Below are 19,868 nucleotides of genomic sequence, written 5' to 3' on the forward strand. Positions count from 1 at the left end.
TAACGTACTAGTTCGTCCATAATCTGGAGGCGTACCGCGACATGCGCAGGTCCATCGCCACGGTGTCGCTCAGCGGCTCCCTGGCCGACAAGCTGACCGCCATCGGCGGCGCCGGGTTCGACGGTGTCGAGATCTTCGAGAACGACCTGGTCTCCAGCCGGATGAGCCCGGAGGACGTGCGCCACCGGGCCGCCGGTCTCGGGCTCGCCGTCGAGCTCTACCAGCCGCTCCGCGACTTCGAGGCGGTTCCGCCGGCGCTCCTGGAGCGCAACCTGCGCAGGGCCGAGCACAAGTTCGCGGTGATGCGCCGGCTCGGCGCCACCCGGCTGCTGGTCTGCTCGACCGTCTCCCCCGACTCCGTGGACGACGACGAACTCGCCGCGGAGCAGCTCCGGACCCTCGCGGAACGCGCCGCCCAGCACGGGATCCAGATCGCCTACGAGGCGCTGGCCTGGGGCCGGCACGTCAGCGACTACCTGCACTCCTGGCGGATCGTGCGGATGGCCGACCACCCGAATCTGGGGCTGTGCCTCGACAGCTTCCACATCCTGTCGCGCGATGCCGACCCGTACGCGATCGAGACCATTCCCGGGGAGAAGATCTTCTTTCTCCAGTTGGCCGACGCGCCGACGCTGCCGATGGACGTCCTGTACTGGAGCAGGCACTACCGCTGCTTCCCCGGGCAGGGCGACCTCGATCTGCCCGGGTTCACGGCGCACGTCCTGCGCGCCGGGTACGACGGGCCGCTCTCGCTCGAGATCTTCAACGACATCTTCCGCCAGGCCGCCGGCATGCGCACCGCCCTGGACGCCATGCGCTCGCTGGCGTTCCTGGAAGAGACGGTCGGCGAACGCCTCGGCGGCTCCGCCGCGTCGCTCGCACCGCCCCCGCCGCCGGTCGTCCCGACGGGATTCGCCTTCGTGGAGCTGGCCGTGCCGAGCACCGCCGCGCCCGGCGAGCAGCTGTCGTCCCTCGGCTTCGTCCGCACGGGGGTCCACGCGGGCAAGCCGGTCGAGCTGTGGGAGCAGGGCGGGGCGCGCATCCTGCTGAACACCGGCAGCCCCGAGAGCGAGGACGGGCCGGCGCTCGGCGCGATCGGGCTGGAGTCGCCGGACCCCGCCGCGTCCGTGAAGCGCGCCGAAGCGCTGCTGTCCCCGGTCCTGCCGCGCACGCGCGGCCCGCGCGACGCCCCGCTGGACGCCGTCGCCGCGCCCGACGGCACCGAGCTGTTCTTCTGCCGGACGAGGCACGCGGACCATTCGAGCTGGACCGACGACTTCACCGAGGGGCGCCGCGACCCCGCGGGCGACGCCGCGGAGATCACCCGTATCGACCACGTGGCGCTCACCCAGCCCTGGCACCACTTCGACGAGGCGTCGCTGTTCTACCGGAGCGTCCTCGGGCTCCGCCCGCACGAGAGCCTGGAGCTGCCCGACCCCTACGGGCTGCTGCGCAGCCGGGCGGTCTCCACCGGCGACGGCGCCGTCCGGATGGCCCTCAACGTCGCCTACGCGGGCGGCCCGTCGCGGGCGCCGGACGCGGCCCGCCAGCACATCGCGCTGGCCAGCCGCGACATCGTCGCCACGGTCCGGCGGGCCCGCGCCGCGGGCGCCGCGCCGCTGCCCATACCGGACAACTACTACGACGACCTCGAAGCACGCCATGATCTGGGCGCGGAAAGGCACCGGACGCTCCGCGAACTCGGCCTGCTTTACGACCGGGACGAGCACGGGGAATTCCTGCACTTCTACACCGCCACGTCCGGCAGGGTGTTCTTCGAGGTCGTCCAGCGGATCGGCGGCTACCGTGGATACGGCGCGGTCAACGCGCCGATCCGGCTCGCCGCCCAGCACGCCGTCCCGGGCGGGGCTCGCCCGCTCTAGGATGAACTTTTTCTCGACTGCGATTTTTCGTGGAGACAAATGTCGTCGCAATCCGCCACACCCGCCTCTGGAGAACGCCAGCGGGACGCCGAACGCACGCGGGCGGAGATCCTCGCCATCGCGCAGCGGGAGTTCGCGCGGCACGGCTACGCGGGAGCGCGGGTGGACGAGATCGCCGCGCTCACCCGGACGACCAAGCGGATGATCTACTACTACTTCGGCGGCAAGGAGCAGCTGTACGTGGAGGTGCTGGAGAAGGCGTACACGGAGGTCAGAGAGGTCGAGGCCACCATCGACGTCCAGCATCTGGCGCCGGTCGAGGCGATCCGCACGCTCGCCGAGCTGACCTTCGACCACCACGAGGCGCACGCGGACTTCATCAAGCTCGTCAGCATCGAGAACATCCACGAGGCCGAGCACCTGCGCAAATCCGAGGTGCTGGTGAACCTGGGCGCGCCGGTCGCCGGGCTGATCTCCCAGATCCTGGACGCCGGGCGGGCGAGCGGCGATTTCGTCACCGCGGCGGACGCCGTCGACGTGCACATGATGATCAGCTCGTTCTGCTTCTTCCGGATCGCGAACCAGTACACGTTCGGCACCTTGTTCGGAAGGGACCTGACGGCGCCCGAGCACCGTTCCCGCCACCGCGAGATGATCGGCGAGATGGTGGTCGCCTACCTGACCGGCGCGGGCCGCGCAACGCCGCGCGCCGATCCGCTCTGACAGAAATGGTCAGCGTTCCGCCCCGGCGCCCGCGTGCCGCGTCCGGCCCGGACGCCGGTAGACGAGCGGCTCCGCCGAGGCGGACTCGGTCTGCGACGAGACGGCGCGGCTTGCGGCCCCGGCCGGTTCCCGGACGAGACGGTGGTCGGGTGAGAGCGCGCAGGCCGGGCCGGTGCGCGCGGCGCGCCGTTCCCGGTGTGCTCGGCGCCGTCGCCTTCATGAGCACCACCCGCGACACCCTCGACGACGCGGCCCAGACCTCGCTGCGCCAGTACGTCCGCGGGGGCGGCGGCTTCGTCGGCGTCCACAGCGCGTTCGGCACCGAGTACAACTGGCCCTGGTACGAAGGGCTCCTCGGCGGCGCCAACTACTACGACCACGGGCTTCGCCGGAGCCGGGGAGTTCCAGCACCTCCTCCTGAACGGCATCGAGTCGGCCATGGGCAGGAAGCCCTTCTGCCGGTAGCGGCGCGTCCGGCCGCGAGCGCGCTCGCCGGTGGACGGGTCCTCCCCCCGCCCCCCGGCGAGCGCCGGCTACAGGCCCAGGTAGATGCGCCGGACCTGGACGTCGTCGCGGAGGTCGCGCGAGGCGCCGGTCATGGCGACCTCGCCGTTCTCCATGACCACGCAGTCGCTGGTCGCCTCGAACGTCAGCTTGGCGTTCTGCTCCACGAGCAGCAGGCTCAGCCCCTCCTCGCGCAGCCGGACGAGGACCGCGAGGATGTCCTCGACCAGCTTCGGCGACAGCCCCATGGACGGCTCGTCCAGGAGGATCAGCCGCGGCCGCGCCATCAGCGCCCGGCCGATCGCCAGCATCTGCTGCTGGCCGCCCGACAGCGCGCCGGCGAGCCGCGACCGCATCTCCCCCAGCACCGGGAACAGCTCGTGGACCTCCGCCAGAGCCTCCTTGGTCTCGGCGCCGCGCCACGCGCGGGCGTAGGCGCCGAGCAGCAGGTTCTTCTCCACGGTGAGCCCCGGGAACACGTGCCGTCCCTCGGGCACGTAGCCGATGCCGTGCCGGACCACGTCGCGGGCCTTGACCCTCGTCAGGTCGGTGTCGCCGAAGGTGACGGTCCCGCCGCTGCGGGGCACCAGGCCCATCAGCGCCTTCAGCGTGGACGTCTTGCCCGCCCCGTTCGCGCCGATGATGCCGACCGACTGGCCCGGCGCCACGGTGAAACCGATCGATCTGACGGCGCAGACCCCCCCGTAGTGGACGGAGAGGTCCGCCACCGTCAGCGTCGCCGGGTCGGGCCCGGCCGACGTCCTGGGGGCGGTGGCACCGGTCTCGGTCGTGTCGGCGTTCACGGGCTCACCTCGGTGGGACTCGGGAGGGGCATGCCGGCCATGGCGGAATCGCCGAGATAGGCCTCGATCACCGCGTGGTCGCCCGCGACCTCGGCGGGCGTGCCCTCGGCGATCACCGTGCCGCCGGCGAGGACGGTCACGCGCTCGCACAGCGACATGACCAGGCCCATGTTGTGCTCGATGAGCACGATGGTGACCCCGCTGCCGCGGATGGAGCGCACGATCTCCGAGAGCTGGCGGACCTCCTCGCCGTTCAGGCCCGCCGCAGGCTCGTCCAGCAGGAGCAGCCGCGGCGAGCCCGCCATCGCGCGGGCGATCTCGATGCGGCGCTGGATGCCGTACGGCAGCGCGCCCGGCGCCGCGCCGGCGAACTCGGCCAGCCCGAAGCGTTCGAGCAGGTCCTCGACCTGCCGGTGGAGCCGGTGCTCGTGCCGCCAGATCCCGACCGGCCACAGCAGGTAGCGCCAGATCGCGTAGGTGCGCGTCCGGTCCAGGGCGACCAGCAGGTTGTCGCGGACGGTCAGCTCCCCGAACAGCCGGAGGTTCTGGAACGTGCGGGCCACGCCGAGCATGGACAGCCGGTACGGGCGGGCCCCGGACACGACCCGCCCGTCCAGCAGCACCTTGCCGCCGGACGCCCGGTAGAAGCCGCTGATGACGTTGAACAGGGTCGTCTTGCCGGACCCGTTCGGGCCGACGATGCCGCGGATCTCGCCGCGCTCCACCGTGAGGGAGACGTCCTTGAGCGCCTTCAGCCCCCGGAAGTGCTTGGCGATCTCGCGGACCTCCAGCATCGGCGTCCCGGCCGTCGGTTCCGCGCCGGGCTCGGCGGGTTCGGCGGGCTCGGCGGGTTCGTAGGGCCGGAAGGGGCGCAGCGCGGCCCGGTCGGCGGACCTGCCGAGCCTGCGGTCCAGCACGGCCTTGATACGCGCCGGGACGCCCGCGAGACCGGTGGGCGCGAACACCACCATGAGCACCACGACGGTGCCGAAGCCGAGCTGGGCGTAGGTCGGGTAGCCGACGAGCTGCTCGCGGATCAGCGTCAGCCCGACCGCCCCGACGACGCAGCCGACCAGGCTCTGCCGCCCGCCGATCACGACCATCGCCAGCAGCAGGAACATGTTCGCGATGCTGAAGGTGTCGGGCGCGACGTAGCGGATCAGCCCCGCGTACAGCACGCCCGCGAGGCCGCCGAACACGCTGGACAGCATGAACGCGGTCATCCGCAGCAGCGGGATCTCGGCGCCGACCGAGCCCGCCGCGAGCGGGTCGTCCCGCATCGCCATCATCCGGCGGCCGAGGCCCGTCCGGACGACGAACACGCCGAAGCCGAGCGCCAGCGCGAACACCACCACCTCTAGGTAGTAGTACAGGTACTCGCTGGACAGGTCGATGCCGAACATCGGCGGGACGGGGATGGCCGAGATGCCCTCCGCGCCGCCGGCGATCTCCGCGTTCGTCGCCCAGTTGATGAAGCCGAGCGCGAGCCCGAGCGTGACGATGCCGAGGTAGTGCGACTGCATGCGCAGCGCCGGGATCCCGACCAGCAGGCCGATCACCGCCGAGGCGGCCATCGCCAGCGCCGCGGCCGCCCAGAAGCCGAGCCCGCTGTGCGTGGTGAGGATCGCGGTCGCGTAGGCGCTCACCCCGAAGAAGGCGATCTGCGCCAGGTTGATCTGGCCCGCGATGCCCATGGCGAGGCCCATGCCGATCGCCAGCAGCGCGAAGACCAGCGAGATGTTGACGACGTGGATCGCGTAGCCGCCGAGCTGGTACGGCAGCAGCCAGGCCGCGGCGGCGAGGGCGGCGATCGCCCCGAGCCGCGGCGCGCGGGGGTGCCGGAGGAGCGCGTTCATGCCCGGCTCACCGTCATCTCTCCGAACAGGCCGGTCGGGCGGATCATGATGGCCGCGGTGAACACCAGGAAGACGACCAGTTCCGAGTACCCCTGGAAGTGCCCCGCGGCGAAGGAGTCCAGGACCCCGATGGCGAACCCGCCGGCGATGGCGCCGGGGATGTTGCCGCAGCCGCCGAGCATCGCGGCCGCGAACCCCTTGATCCCGATCGTCCCGCCCATCGTCGGGTTCACGTACAGCAGCGGGCCGACGAGCCCGCCGGCGAGGGCCGCGAGCCCGGCGCCGATCGCGAACGCGATGGCGTTGCTGCGGCCGACGTGGATGCCGACGGCGGTGGCCGCCTCGTGGTCCATCGCGACCGCCTGCATGGCCGCGCCCATCTTGGTGCGCTGCAGGAAGCCGACGAGCAGGACCACCGCGACGGCGGCGACGAGCAGGACGACCAGGTCGTAGGTGCGGACGCGGAGGCCCGCGAACTCCAGCGGCGCCCCGCCGACCGGGGAGGAGACGGCGCGGCCGGTCGCCCCCCAGATCAGGACGGCGACCGCCTGCAGGACCATCCCGAAGCCGATCGTGCCGATCAGCATCAGGGTGAAGTCCTTGTTCTCCAGCGGGCGCAGCACCCGCTCGATGAACAGGCCGATCAGCCCGGTCACCGCGATGGCGAGGGCCATGGCGACGGCGAACGGCAGCCTGGCCGACATGTAGAACGTGGACGCGGCGTAGGCGCCGATCATGAGCACGTCGGTGTGCGCGAAGTTGACCAGCCCCATGGTGCGGTAGACGAGGGAGAACCCCATCGCGATGAGGGCGTAGATCGCGCCGAGGCTCAGTCCGCCTATCAGTGTCTGTAGGAAGACCTGCATGGTTCTCTTTCTGAGGCGGGCCGGCTGGGGCGCCGGCACGGGGACGAGGGGCAGGGCGGCCGGACCGGGGGCCGGCCGCCGTCGTTCGTCCGTGTCGTCGGGGCGGTCAGCCGCCGGCCTGGACGAGCTTGCCGTCCTTGATGATCCCGATCTTGGTGGCCTTGATGCCGACTCCGGTGTCGTCGTAGGCGAAGTCGCCCAGCAGGCCCTTGTGCCTGACGGCCCGGATCGCGTCCGCGAGCTTCTTCCCGGTGGCGACGTTGCTGTTCTTCAAGGCGGTGAGCAGGATCTGGGCGCCGTCGTAGGCCTTGGCGCCGTGCATCTCGGCCTCCTCCCCGTAGGCGGCCTTGTAGGCGGCCGCGAACTTCTCGGCCGCCGCCGAGCCGTCGTTGCTCAGGTAGGGCGAGCTGACGATCGTGCCCTCGACGTTCTCCGCGCCGGCCGTCTCGATGTAGACGGGGGTGCCCTGCGGCGCGGCGCCGGCGAACGGCACGTCGATGCCGAGGTCGCGGGCCTGCTTGACGATCAGCCCGGACTCGACCTCCTCGGCGCCGAGGAAGACGACCTCCGGCGCCTTCTGCCGGATCTTGGTGAGCTGCGCGCTGAAGTCCTTCTGGTCGGCGGTGACGACCTGGTCGGCGACCGGCTCGATGCCGCGGTCGGCCAGCGTCTTGAGGAACGCGTCGTGCTCCCCCTTGCCGTAGGCGCCGTTGTTGCTGATCATCGCGATCTTCTTCATCTTCTTGTCGTCCACGACGTACTTGGCGAGCGTCTCGTCGTAGGTGGTGCTCGTCGGTCCGTTCAGGAAGAGGAAGGGGCTCTTCAGCGCGATCATGCCCGGCGACTGCCCGGACGCGATGTTGGGGATCTCCTCCGTCCGCAGCGTCGGCGCCATGGCGATCGTGACGGCGCTCTCCGCGGTGCCCAGCATCGCGAGGTAGTCCTGGCTGGCGATCTTGCGGGCGATGTTGGTGCCGACGGTGGGGTCGCCCTGGTCGTCGAACACGTCGAGCCGGACCTGGCGGCCGTTGATCCCGCCGGCCTTGTTCCACTCGTCGACGGCCAGCTTGGCGCCCTTGTGCTCCCACTTCCCGAGCGAACTGAGCTGCCCGCTCTGCGCGTCGACGAGGGCGATCTTGATCGGGCCGGTGCCGGCGGAGTCCGCGTCGTCGGACTCTCCGGGCGCCGCGCAGGCCGCGGCGAGGCCCAGGGCGAGCACTCCGGCGGCCAGAGCGCGGAAGCGGAGTCGTGAACGTTCGAGCATGGATGTCACCTCGATGGGTGGGACGTCGGGGGGTGGGCGGCGCCGCGGGGGCGCCGGTCGGTGCGGCTAGCCGCCGTTCGGGTTCCGATCGGCGGACTGGGCGACCTCGCGGCGGTGGCCGCCGTCGCCGGGGAGGACACCCTGGTAGATGTCGGTGATGTTCCAGTGCCCGGGTGTCGGCACCGGCTCGTTGACCATGGGGACGTCCAGGACCGCGGGCCGCCGGCGGGTGATCGCCGACCGCAGCGCGGAGGCCAGGTCGCCGGGCGTGGAGATCTCGTATCCGTCGGCGCCGCACGCCCGGGCGAGCGCCGCGAAGTCCGGGCTGTAGGGCTCGCCGCCGGGGTCGCGGAACTCGCAGCCGTAGCTCGCGCCGAAGTTCGCCGCCTGCAGGTCCGCGATCGTGCCGTGGGCGCGGTTGTTCATCACCACGAAGACCACCGGGAGGCCCTGCTCGACGGCCATCGGCACGGCCGGAAGCTGCGCGCTCATCCCGCCGTCGCCGACCAGCGCGACCACGACGCGGTCCGGCCGCGCGATCTGGACGCCGACGGCCGCGGCGGGCCCGAAGCCCATCGTGGAGGCCCCGCCCGGGGTGATGAAGCGGCCCTGCGCGGGGAGCTCGTAGCACTGGGCGACGCCGTTCTTGTTCCAGCCGACGTCGGTGACCAGCACGGCGTCGTCCGGCAGCGCGTCCCGCAGGTCGGCGAGGATGCGCTCGGGCCGGAGCGGGAAGTCGTCGGAGCGGCCCCGCTCCCGGCTCCCGGCGAACAGCGCGGACCGGGCGTGGCCGATCCGCTCGCGCAGCGCCGACCGGGAGACCGGGTCCGGCCGGAGCTCGCGCACCGCCTCGTCGATCGCCTGGACGGCGAGCGTCGCGTCGGCGACGGCGCCGATCTCCACCGGGTAGTTGCGCCCGATCTCGGCGGCGTCGATGTCGACCTGGATCAGCCGGCCGGTTCCGGGGCCGCCGCCGAGGTTCCAGGTGTAGGCCGGTTCCCAGGAGCTGGCGTCGGTCTCGGCGAACCGGGTGGCCAGGGCGAGGACGACGTCGGCTTCGCGCGCGTAGTCGTTGGTGGTCTCCAGTCCCCAGAAGCCCGGCATGCCGAGGAGGAGGGGGTGGTCGTCCGGGACGGCGCCCTTCCCCATCAGCGAGTGCGCGATCGGGATGTCCAGGTGCCCGGCGAGCGAGAGCAGCGCGTCCCGCCCGGCCGCGCCGCGCAGCCCGCCGCCGAGGTAGATCAGGGGGCGCTCGGCCCCGGCCAGCCGGGCGGCGATCCGCCGCGCCACCGGCGCGGGCAGGCCGGGGGCGGCCGGGCGCTCCGGCAGCGGGCGCGCGGCGGCGGCCACCTCCCGCGAGAACAGGTCCATCGGCACGTTGAGCAGCACCGCGCCCGGACGCCCGGACGTGGCGGTCCAGAAGGCCCGTTCGGTGAACCGCGCCAGGTCCTCGGCGCGGTGCACGTGCCAGGCGCGCTTGACGAACGGCCGGTAGATCGCGGTCTGGTCCGCGTCCGCGTGGAGGTTGACCTCCTGGTGCGGGTGCCTGCCCCGGTAGTAGGACGGCACGTCGCCGGAGATCGCGATCAGCGGTACCGAGTCCATGGCGGCGGTGGCGACCCCCGTGACGGCGTTCATCATCCCGGGCCCGACGTGCAGCAGCAGGACGCCGGGCCGCCCGGACGCGCGGGCGTAGCCGTCGGCGGCGTGCGCGGCGGCCTGCTCGTGGCGGGCGATGACGAAGGTGACGGGACTGCGGCCGAGCGCGTCCAGCAGGGCGATGTTGGTGTGCCCGCAGGTGCCGAAGACGTACTCCACCCCGTAGTCCTCCAGCAGGCGGACCAGCGACTCGGCTGCGGACACGGTTGCGGCCGGGGCCTCGACGGTCATGCGCTCATCTCCTCGGTTCGGGGCAGGCCGATCCACGTCTTGCCGGCGACGGCGGACGCCCGCGCGAACGCCTGCGGGGCCTGCGCCAGGTCGAATCGCTCGCGGAGCACCCGGCCCGGACGCAGGTCGTGCACGCCGAGCGTCGCGATCGTGCGGGCGAAGCCCGCGGGGTGGTCGTAGATGAGGCAGCCGCGGACGGTCATCCGCCGCTGCACCAGCGTGAACGTCGGGACGCGGGCGGGCCGGGTGCTCTGCCCGACGACGATCAGCGCGCCGCCGGACGCGGTCCGCCGCACCGCCTCCTCGAACGCCTCGGGGACGCCCGAGGTCTCGACGACCACGGGGAAGGACGCCTCCGGCCCGGCGTCCGCGGCGTCCCGCGCGCCCAGCCGCAGCGCCAGGTCGCGCCGCCCGCCGTGCGGGTCGGCCACGAAGGGCCGCCCCCCGGCGTGCAGGACGGCGAGCACCACCAGCAGCCCCTGCGAGCCGGCGCCGAGGACGAGGCAGTCGTCCCCGGGTCCGAGCCCGCTCATCCGGACGGCGTTGAGGGCGACGGTGAGCGGCTCGACGCAGATCACGTCCGCCTCGTCCCAGCTCTCGGGGACGGGCCAGGCGAACGGGGCCGGGACGGCGACCCGCTCGGCGAGCAGGCCGGGCTCGGTGATGCCCGCGGCGCGGCGGTCCGGGCATCCGGCGGTGGCGCCGGACCGGCACGGCCCGCAGGACAGGCAGGGGTAGTTGGGTTCGATGACGACCCGCTGGCCGGGGCGCCGGTCCGTGACGTCGCGGCCCGCGGCGAGGACGACGCCGAACGCCTCGTGGCCGAGGATCCAGGGGAACGCGGGGACCGGCCGGCGGCCGCCGACCACCGCGAGGTCGGAGCCGCACAGCCCGACGCCCCGGACCGCGACGATGACGTCGCCGGGGCCGCAGGACGGCTCGGGCCGGTCCTCCAGGACCTTCACCGTCCCGGCCGAGACGAGCGCGACGGCCTTCACGGGCGTCCGCCCCACAGGGAGGTGCCGCGCAGCACCATCGTCTTCACGACGGTGTAGTCCTCGATCATGCAGCGCGGCGACTCCCGCCCGAAGCCGGAGTCCTTGACGCCGCCGAAGGGGACGTGGTCGAGCCGGAGGTTCGAGGAGCCGTTGACGACGAGCCCGCCGACCTCCAGGTCCCGCCATGCGGTGACGATGCGGTCGAGGTCGCGGGTGAACAGGCCGGCCTGGAGGCCGTACCGGCTCCGGTTGCAGCGCTCGACCACCTCGTCGAGGTCGTCGAAGGGCAGGACGGCGACCAGCGCCCCGAAGACCTCGTGGACGATGACCGAGGCGTCGTCCGGCGGGTCGGCGACGATGGTCGGCAGGGCGGTGGCGCCGTCGCGCCTCCCGCCGAGGACGACGCGGGCCCCGGACGCGGCGGCCTCGGCGCTCCACCGCACGACCCGTTCCGCCGCGTCCTCGTCGACCATCGAGCCGACGTCGGTGGCGGGGTCCAGGGGGTCGCCGACCGTCAGGCCCGCGACCGCCTCGGTGAAGTGGTCGAGGAACTCCGCGAACCGCGGCCGCTGGACGTACACCCGCTGGACGGAGACGCAGCTCTGCCCGGAGTTGGTGTATCCGGTGCGCGCGCAGACCCGGGCGGCCTCGGCGATGTCGGCGTCCTCGCACACGATGGTGGCGGCGTTCCCGCCGAGTTCGAGGACGAGCCGCTTGGCCCCCGCGGCCCGGGCCACGGCGTTCCCGGTCGCGGCGCCGCCGGTGAAGCTGATGACGCTCACCTCGTCGGCGGCGCACAGCTCGGCGCCGACCCGGCCGTCCCCGTGCAGGAGCTGCACCGCCTCGGGCGGCATCCCGGCCTCGATCAGCAGCGCCACGACGGCGGCGGTGGCGGCGGGAGCCTGCGGCGGGGCCTTGACGATGGTGGTGTTGCCGGCGGCGAACGAGGCGCCGAGCTTGTGCGCGAGGAGGTTGGCCGGCGCGTTGAACGGTGTGATCGCCAGGGCGACGCCGGCGGGGGCGCGGTAGGTGAAGGCGGTGTTCCCGACGCCTCTGGCCCAGCCGGCGACGGGCAGGGTGTCCCCGCCGATCTGCCGCGCCTCCGCCGCGCACACGGCCAGGGTGTCGGCGACGCGGTCGATCTCCCCGCGTCCGTCCTTGACGGGTTTGCCCAGCTCCAGTGCCAGCAGCCGGGCCAGCTCGTCGCGCCTGCCCGCGGCGGCGGCCGAGGCCCGCTCCAGGATCTCCGCGCGGTGGGCCGGGGCCAGCCGCGCCACCGACCGGGCGGCGGCCCGCGCGCAGCGGCGGACGTCGCGGACGTGGCCGGGCCCGGTGACCGGCGCCGTACTGACCGGGCGCCGCAAATATGGTCCGATGCGTTCGCTCTGCGGACCTGCGGTGCGCCAGGCGCCGTCCACGAAGGCTCCCGCCCGCACCACGGTGGCCTGGGCTCCGGACGCGAGCATCGCTTCCAACATCAATTCCTCCCGGACCATTCAGCGGACTTCAAGTGCCACTGAACGGACTTCGAGTCAACGTACGGCCCGTGCCCCGCCGCTGACAAGGGCCGCCACCGCGGAATTTTCCGGTCGACCACGGCCACCGAATCCCCTCGCCCGAGCCCGGACCTGCGCCCGGGCGCCGGCGGAGGCTCGCTAATGTTCGAACCAGTGAGTTAGTTATAGGTGACCCAGGTCACCAGGGGAAGAGCGCGGCGAAAATTCCCAGTGTCCGATAATGATCCGACTGACGGTCCAACTAGACCGCTGTATGGACTACGTGTAACGTACGGTCCGTTCTCCCCCGGCCACGCCGGGGCGGGTCCGCGCACCGCGACCGCACGAGATCGGGGAAAGCGAGTACTGGTGAGCAAACCGAACACGCCGGGCGGCGGCACCGCGTCCGACGCCGAGTCCGCGGGCCAGGGCGTGCGCAGTGTGCAGCGCGCCGTGGAGATCATGTCGCTGCTGAGCGAAGAGCGCCCCGTGGTGACGGTCCGCGACATCATCGAGGCGACCGGGCTCGCGAAGACGACCGTGATCAGGCTCGTCCAGACCCTGGAGCAGAACGGCCTCCTCTGGGCCGCGCCCAACGGCTACCTGGCCGGCCCGGGGCTGTGGCGCTGGGCGCACCTCGCGCGCAGCAGCTGGGAACTGCCCCCGGAGACCAGGCAGTTCATGCGCGAACTGGGGGCCCGGCAGCGCGAGACCGTCAACCTCTACATGATCCGCGACATCTACCGGGTGTGCGTGGCCCAGCAGGAGAGCCCGCAGCCGCTGCGCCACGTCGTCCACGTCGGCGACGAACTCCCGCTGTGGGCCGGCGCGTCCGCCAAGGTCCTGCTCCTCGACGCGCCGGAGAGCCTGCTGAAGCGGATCGCCCTCAGCTCCCCCTACGGCGAGGGACACGTCAAACGCCTGCGGGAATGGATCGAGGAGGCGGCGCACCGCGGCTGGGCGGTCAGCCACGGCGAGCGCGAGGAGGGCCTGTCCGCCGTGGCCGTCCCGATCGCCGGACGGTCCGGGAGGGTCGCGGCCGCGCTCTCCCTCAGCGGCCCCACCGTCCGCTTCACGGACGAGAAGGTCGAGCGGTTCGCCGGCGACCTGCGCGGCGTCGGCGAGGAGCTGTCCGAACGCGGCTTCGACCACCCGCTCAGCCCGAGGCACTGACCGCAGCACGGCCCCAGAAGGAGCAACCGCATGCAGAAGCGACCGCTCAGCGGCGTCCGGGTCCTCGACCTGACCAACGTGCTCGCCGGACCGTACTGCAGCTACCAGCTGATGCTGCTGGGAGCCGAGATCGTGAAGATCGAGGTGCCCGGCCAGGGCGACCTGGCCCGGCGCCTCGGCCCCGACCCCGAGCTCAACCGCCGGGGCCTCGGCGCCTCCTTCCTCGCCCAGAACGCGGGCAAGAAGTCCATCGAGATCGACCTCAAGGACGCCGCCGGCCGGGACTGCTTCGAGGACATGGTCCGCGGCGCGGACGTCCTGCTGGAGAACTTCCGGGCCGGTGTCCTGGCCCGCCTCGGCTTCGGCTGGCCGCGCCTGCGCGAACTCAACCCCCGCCTCGTCTACTGCGCCATCTCCGGGTTCGGCCAGACCGGCCCGATGAGCCAGGCCCCCGCCTACGACCAGGTCGTCCAGGGCCTCTCCGGGATGATGAGCGTCACCGGCACCCCGGACACGGCGCCGCTGCGCGTCGGCTTCCCCGTCTGCGACACGCTCGGCGGCCTCACCGCCGCACTGCACATCGCCGCCGCGCTCGCCGGACGCGCCACGACCGGCGAGGGCACGTTCCTGGACGTGTCCATGCTGGAGTCCGCGATCTCCGCCATGGGCTGGGCCGTCTCGAACTACCTCGTCAGCGGCGTGGCCCCCGAGCCGATGGGGACGCAGAACGCGACGGCGGCCCCGTCCGGCACCTTCCAGGCCCTCGACGGCCCGCTGAACATCGCCGCCAACCGGCAGCGGCAGTTCGAGACCCTCTGCCGGCTCGTCGACCGCGACGACCTCCTCCGCGACCCGCGGTTCACCGACCGGGAACGCCGCAAGCAGCACCGCGACGAACTCACCGCGGAGCTCGACGCCGCGCTCCGCCGCCGCCCGGCCCGCGAATGGGAGGAGGTCCTCGGCGCCGCCGGGGTGCCCGCCGCCCGCGTCGCGACCGTCCCCCAGGCGGTGGAACTCGACCAGCTCCGGCACCGCGGCTTCTTCACCGACCTGCCGTTCCCCGACGGGTCCGAGCGGATGCTCCGCGTCACCGGCGGCGGCGTCCTGCACGACGGCGAGCCGCTCCGTCCCGGCGCGCCGCCCCCGCTCCTCGGCCAGCAGAACGACGAACGCGACGCCCTCATGGCGCGCTGGAGCTCCCGGGCCGAGGACGCGGCCGGGCACTGAACGCGCCACCAAGGAGGCAAATGTGAGCGACATCGACCCCACGGGCGCCGTCGCGGAATGGTGGGCCACCGGCATCTCCCGGATGGAACCGGGCGTCATCGAACTGCGCGGCCGCCCCGTCCAGGACCTGATCGGGACCACCGGCCTCGCCCCGATGATCTGGCTGCTGCTCCGCGGCGACCTGCCCGGCCCCCGCGAGGCCGCGCTGCTCGAAGCGGCCCTGGTCGCCGCGGTCGACCACGGCCCGCAGGCGCCCTCGATCGCCGTCGCGCGGATGGCGGCCACCTGCGGCATCGGCCTCAACGGCGCGGTCGCCAGCGCCGTGAACACCCTCGGCGACAGCCACGGCGGCGCCGGCGAGCAATGCGTCCTCCTCATGGACGAGATCATCGAACGGGAGCGCGCCGGCGCCGCCCTGGAGACCGCCGCGGCACAGGTCATCGCCGGATGGCCGCGCTACCTCCCCGGCTTCGGGCACCGCTTCCATCCCGTGGACCCCCGCCGCGACCCGCTGCTCTCCCTGGTCGAGGACGCCGTCCGGGACGGGATCGTCGCGGGCGACCACCTCCGCGCCGGGCTCGCCGTCGAGGCCCACCTCGCCGAGGGACGGGCGAGACCGGTGCCGATGAACATCGACGGGGCCACCGCCGTCGTCTACGCCGAACTCGGCTTCCCGGCGCCGCTGGCCCGCGGCCTGTTCGTCCTGAGCCGCAGCATCGGCATCCTCGCCCACGCGTGGGAGGAGACCCAGCAGGGCCGGCGCAACAAGGGCCCCATGCCGCGCACGATCCTGCCCGCCCACCTCCGCCCCTGACCGGCGACCGGCACGTCTCGGCTCCCGAACCGGCTGGCGATCGGCGTCCTCGTCCGGCGCCACGAACACCGCGGCGGCGAAGCCGATGGCGTCTCCACCGAGGTCGGCCACGCGGGCGAGCCTGTCTTCGTCCTTCGTCAGAAGCCTGCCCTCAAGCCAGGCTTCCAGGCCGTCGCGGCGGGGGGACCGGAAGGACTCCGGGTCGATCTCCTGATAGAACTCGGCGAAATCGCACCATGCCACCGCAGCCGCCCCGATTCCGCGAACCTCGGGGATCATCACATCGTCCACGGTTAGGGTGTGGCCCCAAGGAAAAGGGGGTCGCACCATGGCTGACGACCGAGCGGACGGCGCGCCGGCGGGCATCGACACCTCGGCGGCGCATCCGGCACGGGTCTACGACGTGTGGCTGGGCGGCAAGGACAACTACGCCGCCGACCGCGAGGCGGCCGAGCAGGCCGTGGCCGCCAACCCCGACATCCTGCTCGCGGTCCGGGCCAACCGGGCCTTTCTCGGGCGGGCGGTGCATCACCTGGCGGCCGAGGTGGGCATCGACCAGTTCCTCGACATCGGCACCGGCATTCCGGCGAGCGACAACACCCACGAGGTGGCGCAGCGGGCCGCGCCGGCGTCCCGCGTCGTCTATGTCGACAACGATCCCGTCGTGCTCGCGCACGCCCGCGCGCTCCTGTCCAGCACGCCGGAAGGCGCCACCGGCTACCTGGACGCCGACCTGCGCGACGTGGAGGGCATCCTCGGCCAGGCCGCGGCGACCCTGGACCTGAAGCGGCCGGTCGCGCTGATGCTGGTGGCGGTCCTGCAGTACATCGCCGACGCCGACGACCCGTACGGGATCGCCGCCCGCCTGCTGGCGGCCCTGCCGCCGGGCAGCCACCTCGTGCTCTCGCACCCCGCCAGCGACATCGGGGCGGAGCAGGTGGCCGAGTCGATGCGGCGCTACAACGAGCGGGCGCCCCGGCAGGAACAGGCCACGCCCCGCACCCGCGCCGAGGTGTCGCGCTTCTTCGACGGGCTGGAGATGCTGGAGCCCGGAGTGGTGCAACTGCCCGCATGGCGGCCCGGCCCCGGGGTCGCCCCCGCCCGGCAGCTGCCCATGTGGTGCGGCGTGGCCCGAAAGCCCTGACCGGAGCTCCAGCGCCTGGCACCCGGTCGACGCCACCGTGGTGCGGAGCGAGGAGCGGCGCGGCCGGCACCGGGTCACCGTCGCCTGGATCGAGCCGGACGGGACGCGGCGGACCGGCGAGTTCACGGCCCGGCGTGGAACGGGCGCCGGGGACCGCCTCACGGTCTGGGCCGGTCCCGGCACCGTGTCGAACGTCCCGCCGCAGACCCGTTCACGGACGGTCGCCCGGACCGTTGCGGCGGGGGCGGGCGCCGCGCCGGCCGTGGCCCTGCCGCTGCTGGGCCTCTACCGGCTGGTGCGGCGCGGCTGCGACCGGCGCCGCCACCGGCTGTGGGACGCCGAGTGGGCGCGCTTCGACAACCCCCGCATCGGTCCCTGAGCCGGTCCGGGAGTTCGTGCGCGGCCGGCCGCTCCCGCCGACGCCGGCCGGCCTATACCCTGGTGGGTATCGAGGGAGGGCTACGTGAAATTCGAGGCGGACTCGCTGGCCGACGTCGTCGTGCGCCTGCGGCGCGCGCAGGGGCAGCTCGGCGGCGTCATCCAGATGATCGAGAACGAGCGGGACTGCAAGGACGTGATCGCCCAGCTGGCGGCGGTCTCACGGGCGCTGGACCGCGCCGGATTCAAGATCATCGCGACCGGGCTGGAGAAGTGCGTCCAGGAGGGCACGGATCCCGAGCAGGCCGAACTGGACCGCGCCCAGCTGGAGAAGCTCTTCATGAGCCTCGCCTGAGACGGACGCCTCCCGGACGCCGTCAGTCCCGGCGTTCGAGGTAGCCGGCGATCGATTCGGCGAGCACGGCGCGGGCCTCGTCGATGTCGGTCCAGGTGCTCAGGCGCTGTTCCAGATAGAGGCCGTGGACGGCGGCGGGCAGCAGGTGGCGCACGCGCTCCAGCCGGTAGGCGTCGACGACGAGCCCGCGGAACGCCCGCGCGTACGCGCGCCGCCAGCGGCGGTCCCAGCGGGTGAGCTGCTCGGCCGTCCGCGGGTACGTCTCGGTGAACTCGGCCGTGTTGCGGGGCAGCAGGTTCCGCAGTGTCGCCACCGCCCGGCCGGTGGGCGAGTCGAGCCCCGACCAGAGGGCGTCGACGATCCGGCCCATCCGCTCGGCGACGGACCCGTCGTCCGTCTCCTTCCACGGCAGCATGTCGCCCCGGCTCCCCAGGTCCGCGAGGACCGCCGCCCAGAGCCCGTCGACGTCGCCGAACTGGTGCTGCACCGTGCCCCAGGTGACACCGGCCCTCTTCGCGACGAGGTTGGCGCTGACCTCGCCGCCGTGCTCGGTGTCGGCGAGCATGCCGATCGCCGTCCTGATCACCCGGGCGCGTGTCTCCAGGCCGCGCCGGTTGAGCCGGGCGCCCCGCGCGTTCAGCGGAGTGCCGGTGGCGCTGGGGCCCGCGGGGCCGTCCGGCTGCGCGCCCTGGTCGGACGAGGGCTCGGTCACGGGGCGATTGTAGATCGGGCGGCCCGGCGAGGAGGGCGACGTCGCCACATTCGGCATAGATACATCTATGTAATGTTTGGCGGGGTCAGTACGTCCGGTATACGGTCGGGCGTATGACGAGCCGCCGTTTCCCCGAAGCGTCCGCGGTGAGCGTCGGCGGCTTCGTCCGCGACGACACGCCGACCCACGAGATCGACCGCCGGGAAGCGGTGCTGGAGTCGCTGGCGGGAACCGTCCGCGAACTGATCGACGCCACGATCCGCACGACGGTCGACGACGACGAGGTCCACCGCGTCCGCGAGGACGTCGCCGCACTCGTCGCCCGGCTGCGCGCCGACCAGCTGCCCGGCCCCGCGGGCGTCAGGTACAACGGCGAGGTCCGGGTCTGGAACTGGGGCAATGCCGTGGTGGGCGCGGCGAACGCGGTCGCCCCGCCCCTCCGCGTCGTCCAGACCCCGGCGGGATGCCACGCCGACCTGGTCCTCGGCGCGGCCTACGAGGGCCCTCCGGGATTGGTGCACGGCGGCGTCTCCGCGATGCTCCTCGACCACATCATGGGGGTGACGGCGTCCGCGATGCGCCGGACGACCTTCACCGGAACGCTCACCACGCGGTACCGGCGCGGCACGCCCCTCGGCCCGCTCCGCCTCGAAGCGAGCATCGTCCGCGAAGAGGGGCGCAAGGTGTTCGTGGCCGGATCGATCTCCGACGCCGACGGGGTGACCGTCGAGGCGGACGGGGTGTTCATCCAGCCGGCGGGGATGGGCGACGCCCCCCGCGAATAGTCGAGCACATAGAGGCCACTATGCCTTGACGGCCGTGGTCGCGCCCGAAGGGAGTCCCCGCCATGCCCCTCTCACCGAGGTCCGGGGCCGACGCCTCATGAGGTCGCTCGCGGACAGCGTCGCCGTCGTCACCGGGTCGTCCCGCGGCATCGGTCTCGAGGTCGCCCGCGCGCTGGCGAACGCCGGAGCGTCCGTCGTGCTCAACGGACGCGATCAGGCGGTCCTCGACGAGGCCGTCGCCGCACTGGGCGCGTCGGCGCGGGTCGTCGGCGTGCCCGGCTCCGCCGCCGACCCCGCCGTCGCCGGCTCGCTGCTCGACGCGGCGCGGGAGCTCGGGACGCCCGACGTCCTCGTCAACTGCGCGGGCGCCGCCGAGCCCGCCGCGTCCTCCATCCTGGACATCGCGGTGGACGACTGGCGCTCCCTCATCGACGTCCACCTCCACGCGACCTTCCTGACGTGCCGGGCCTTCGCCCCGCTCATGGCCGAGGCGGGACGGGGCTGGATCGTCAACACCAGCTCGCACGCGTTCACCGGGACCTTCGGGGGAACCGGCTATCCGGCGGGCAAGGGCGGCGTGAACAGCCTGACCTACGCGCTCGCGGCCGAGCTCCGGGAGCACGGCGTCCGGGTGAACGCGGTCTGCCCCGGCGCGGCGACGCGCCTGTCCAGCGGGCCGGACTACGAGGCCGGCATCGAACGGCTGCACCGGCGGGGCATCCTCGGCGACCTCATGTACGCCGGAGCGCAGGCGCCGCCGCCCGCCGAGTACGTCGCGCAGCTCTACCTCTTCCTGGCGAGCACCGAGTCGGCCGCCGTCACGGGCCGGGTGTTCGTCGGCGCGGGCGGCTACATCGGCGAGTTCCCGCGTCCGGTCGAGCAGTACCTCACCTGGCGGGACCACGGCGCCTCCCCGCCGTGGACCCCCGACGAGATCGCCGCGCTGATCGAGACGGACCGGTAGCCGGCCCGCCGCCGTCCGGCTCGCAGACCTCCA

The 19,868-nt window shown here is 73.1% G+C and carries 18 protein-coding genes and 1 pseudogene; 11 read left to right on the forward strand and 8 right to left on the reverse strand.

Annotated elements, in window-relative coordinates:
* Window positions 1–41: 41 nt before the first annotated feature.
* From ACA511_RS25600 to ACA511_RS25610, 3 genes and pseudogenes are all read left to right on the forward strand, one after another.
* The gene (locus ACA511_RS25600) at window positions 42–1,883 is read left to right on the forward strand and encodes a bifunctional sugar phosphate isomerase/epimerase/4-hydroxyphenylpyruvate dioxygenase family protein (protein ID WP_375027143.1); all 1,842 of its coding nucleotides are present in this window, start codon (window positions 42–44) and stop codon (window positions 1,881–1,883) included.
* Between the two features lie 39 nt (window positions 1,884–1,922).
* Entirely contained in the window at window positions 1,923–2,606 is a 684-nt protein-coding gene (locus tag ACA511_RS25605; RefSeq protein ID WP_375027144.1) for a TetR family transcriptional regulator, read from the forward strand.
* A 218-nt stretch (window positions 2,607–2,824) separates the two neighbouring features.
* Window positions 2,825–2,971, forward strand: a pseudogene (locus ACA511_RS25610) (ThuA domain-containing protein); the annotation flags it as partial.
* 168 nt (window positions 2,972–3,139) lie between these two features.
* Here the strand turns inward: ACA511_RS25610 and ACA511_RS25615 are convergent.
* The 7 genes from ACA511_RS25615 to ACA511_RS25645 form a co-directional block, all read right to left on the reverse strand.
* Complete coding sequence (locus ACA511_RS25615; RefSeq protein ID WP_375027145.1) at window positions 3,140–3,913, reverse strand: ABC transporter ATP-binding protein; 774 nt, start codon at window positions 3,911–3,913, stop codon at window positions 3,140–3,142.
* A complete protein-coding gene (locus ACA511_RS25620; RefSeq protein WP_375027146.1) occupies window positions 3,910–5,769 on the reverse strand; it encodes an ATP-binding cassette domain-containing protein in 1,860 nt (619 codons plus the stop codon). The genes ACA511_RS25615 and ACA511_RS25620 overlap by 4 nt, the downstream gene beginning before the upstream one ends.
* Complete coding sequence (locus ACA511_RS25625; RefSeq protein ID WP_375027147.1) at window positions 5,766–6,635, reverse strand: branched-chain amino acid ABC transporter permease; 870 nt, start codon at window positions 6,633–6,635, stop codon at window positions 5,766–5,768. The genes ACA511_RS25620 and ACA511_RS25625 overlap by 4 nt, the downstream gene beginning before the upstream one ends.
* Window positions 6,636–6,741: 106 nt before the next feature.
* Window positions 6,742–7,899: an ABC transporter substrate-binding protein gene (locus ACA511_RS25630; RefSeq protein WP_375027148.1), complete on the reverse strand. Its 1,158-nt coding sequence runs from the start codon at window positions 7,897–7,899 to the stop codon at window positions 6,742–6,744.
* Window positions 7,900–7,965: 66 nt separating this feature from the next.
* Window positions 7,966–9,789: a thiamine pyrophosphate-binding protein gene (locus ACA511_RS25635; protein ID WP_375027149.1), complete on the reverse strand. Its 1,824-nt coding sequence runs from the start codon at window positions 9,787–9,789 to the stop codon at window positions 7,966–7,968.
* A complete protein-coding gene (locus tag ACA511_RS25640; protein WP_375027150.1) occupies window positions 9,786–10,787 on the reverse strand; it encodes a zinc-binding dehydrogenase in 1,002 nt (333 codons plus the stop codon). Before ACA511_RS25640 ends, ACA511_RS25635 begins: the two co-directional genes overlap by 4 nt.
* Window positions 10,784–12,265 carry an aldehyde dehydrogenase family protein gene (locus ACA511_RS25645; protein ID WP_375027151.1) on the reverse strand — a complete coding sequence of 494 codons (1,482 nt, stop codon included), beginning with the start codon at window positions 12,263–12,265 and terminating at the stop codon, window positions 10,784–10,786. The genes ACA511_RS25640 and ACA511_RS25645 overlap by 4 nt, the downstream gene beginning before the upstream one ends.
* Before the next feature lie 387 nt (window positions 12,266–12,652).
* Here ACA511_RS25645 and ACA511_RS25650 point away from each other — a divergent pair, with 387 nt between their 5' ends.
* From ACA511_RS25650 to ACA511_RS25675, 6 genes are all read left to right on the forward strand, one after another.
* A complete protein-coding gene (locus tag ACA511_RS25650) occupies window positions 12,653–13,456 on the forward strand; it encodes an IclR family transcriptional regulator (protein WP_375027152.1) in 804 nt (267 codons plus the stop codon).
* A 30-nt stretch (window positions 13,457–13,486) separates the two neighbouring features.
* Window positions 13,487–14,683: a CaiB/BaiF CoA transferase family protein gene (locus tag ACA511_RS25655; protein ID WP_375027153.1), complete on the forward strand. Its 1,197-nt coding sequence runs from the start codon at window positions 13,487–13,489 to the stop codon at window positions 14,681–14,683.
* A 22-nt stretch (window positions 14,684–14,705) separates the two neighbouring features.
* The gene (locus ACA511_RS25660) at window positions 14,706–15,497 is read left to right on the forward strand and encodes a citryl-CoA lyase (protein ID WP_375027154.1); all 792 of its coding nucleotides are present in this window, start codon (window positions 14,706–14,708) and stop codon (window positions 15,495–15,497) included.
* A 328-nt stretch (window positions 15,498–15,825) separates the two neighbouring features.
* On the forward strand, window positions 15,826–16,641 hold the full coding sequence (locus ACA511_RS25665) for an SAM-dependent methyltransferase (RefSeq protein WP_375027155.1): 816 nt from the start codon (window positions 15,826–15,828) through the stop codon (window positions 16,639–16,641).
* A 40-nt stretch (window positions 16,642–16,681) separates the two neighbouring features.
* On the forward strand, window positions 16,682–17,020 hold the full coding sequence (locus ACA511_RS25670) for a hypothetical protein (RefSeq protein ID WP_375027156.1): 339 nt from the start codon (window positions 16,682–16,684) through the stop codon (window positions 17,018–17,020).
* An 84-nt stretch (window positions 17,021–17,104) separates the two neighbouring features.
* A complete protein-coding gene (locus tag ACA511_RS25675) occupies window positions 17,105–17,374 on the forward strand; it encodes a metal-sensitive transcriptional regulator (protein ID WP_375027157.1) in 270 nt (89 codons plus the stop codon).
* A 22-nt stretch (window positions 17,375–17,396) separates the two neighbouring features.
* Here ACA511_RS25675 and ACA511_RS25680 read toward each other — a convergent pair whose 3' ends face one another.
* A complete protein-coding gene (locus ACA511_RS25680; protein WP_375027158.1) occupies window positions 17,397–18,086 on the reverse strand; it encodes a hypothetical protein in 690 nt (229 codons plus the stop codon).
* Window positions 18,087–18,199: 113 nt separating this feature from the next.
* On the opposite strand from ACA511_RS25680, the gene ACA511_RS25685 reads away from it, so the two are divergent.
* Both ACA511_RS25685 and ACA511_RS25690 read left to right on the forward strand, forming a co-directional pair.
* On the forward strand, window positions 18,200–18,871 hold the full coding sequence (locus ACA511_RS25685; RefSeq protein ID WP_375027159.1) for a PaaI family thioesterase: 672 nt from the start codon (window positions 18,200–18,202) through the stop codon (window positions 18,869–18,871).
* A gap of 97 nt (window positions 18,872–18,968) precedes the next feature.
* Window positions 18,969–19,835: an SDR family NAD(P)-dependent oxidoreductase gene (locus ACA511_RS25690; RefSeq protein WP_375027160.1), complete on the forward strand. Its 867-nt coding sequence runs from the start codon at window positions 18,969–18,971 to the stop codon at window positions 19,833–19,835.
* Window positions 19,836–19,868: the final 33 nt, after the last annotated feature.

The organism is Actinomadura sp. GTD37, assembly GCF_041951365.1.
GTDB lineage: Bacteria > Actinomycetota > Actinomycetes > Streptosporangiales > Streptosporangiaceae > Spirillospora.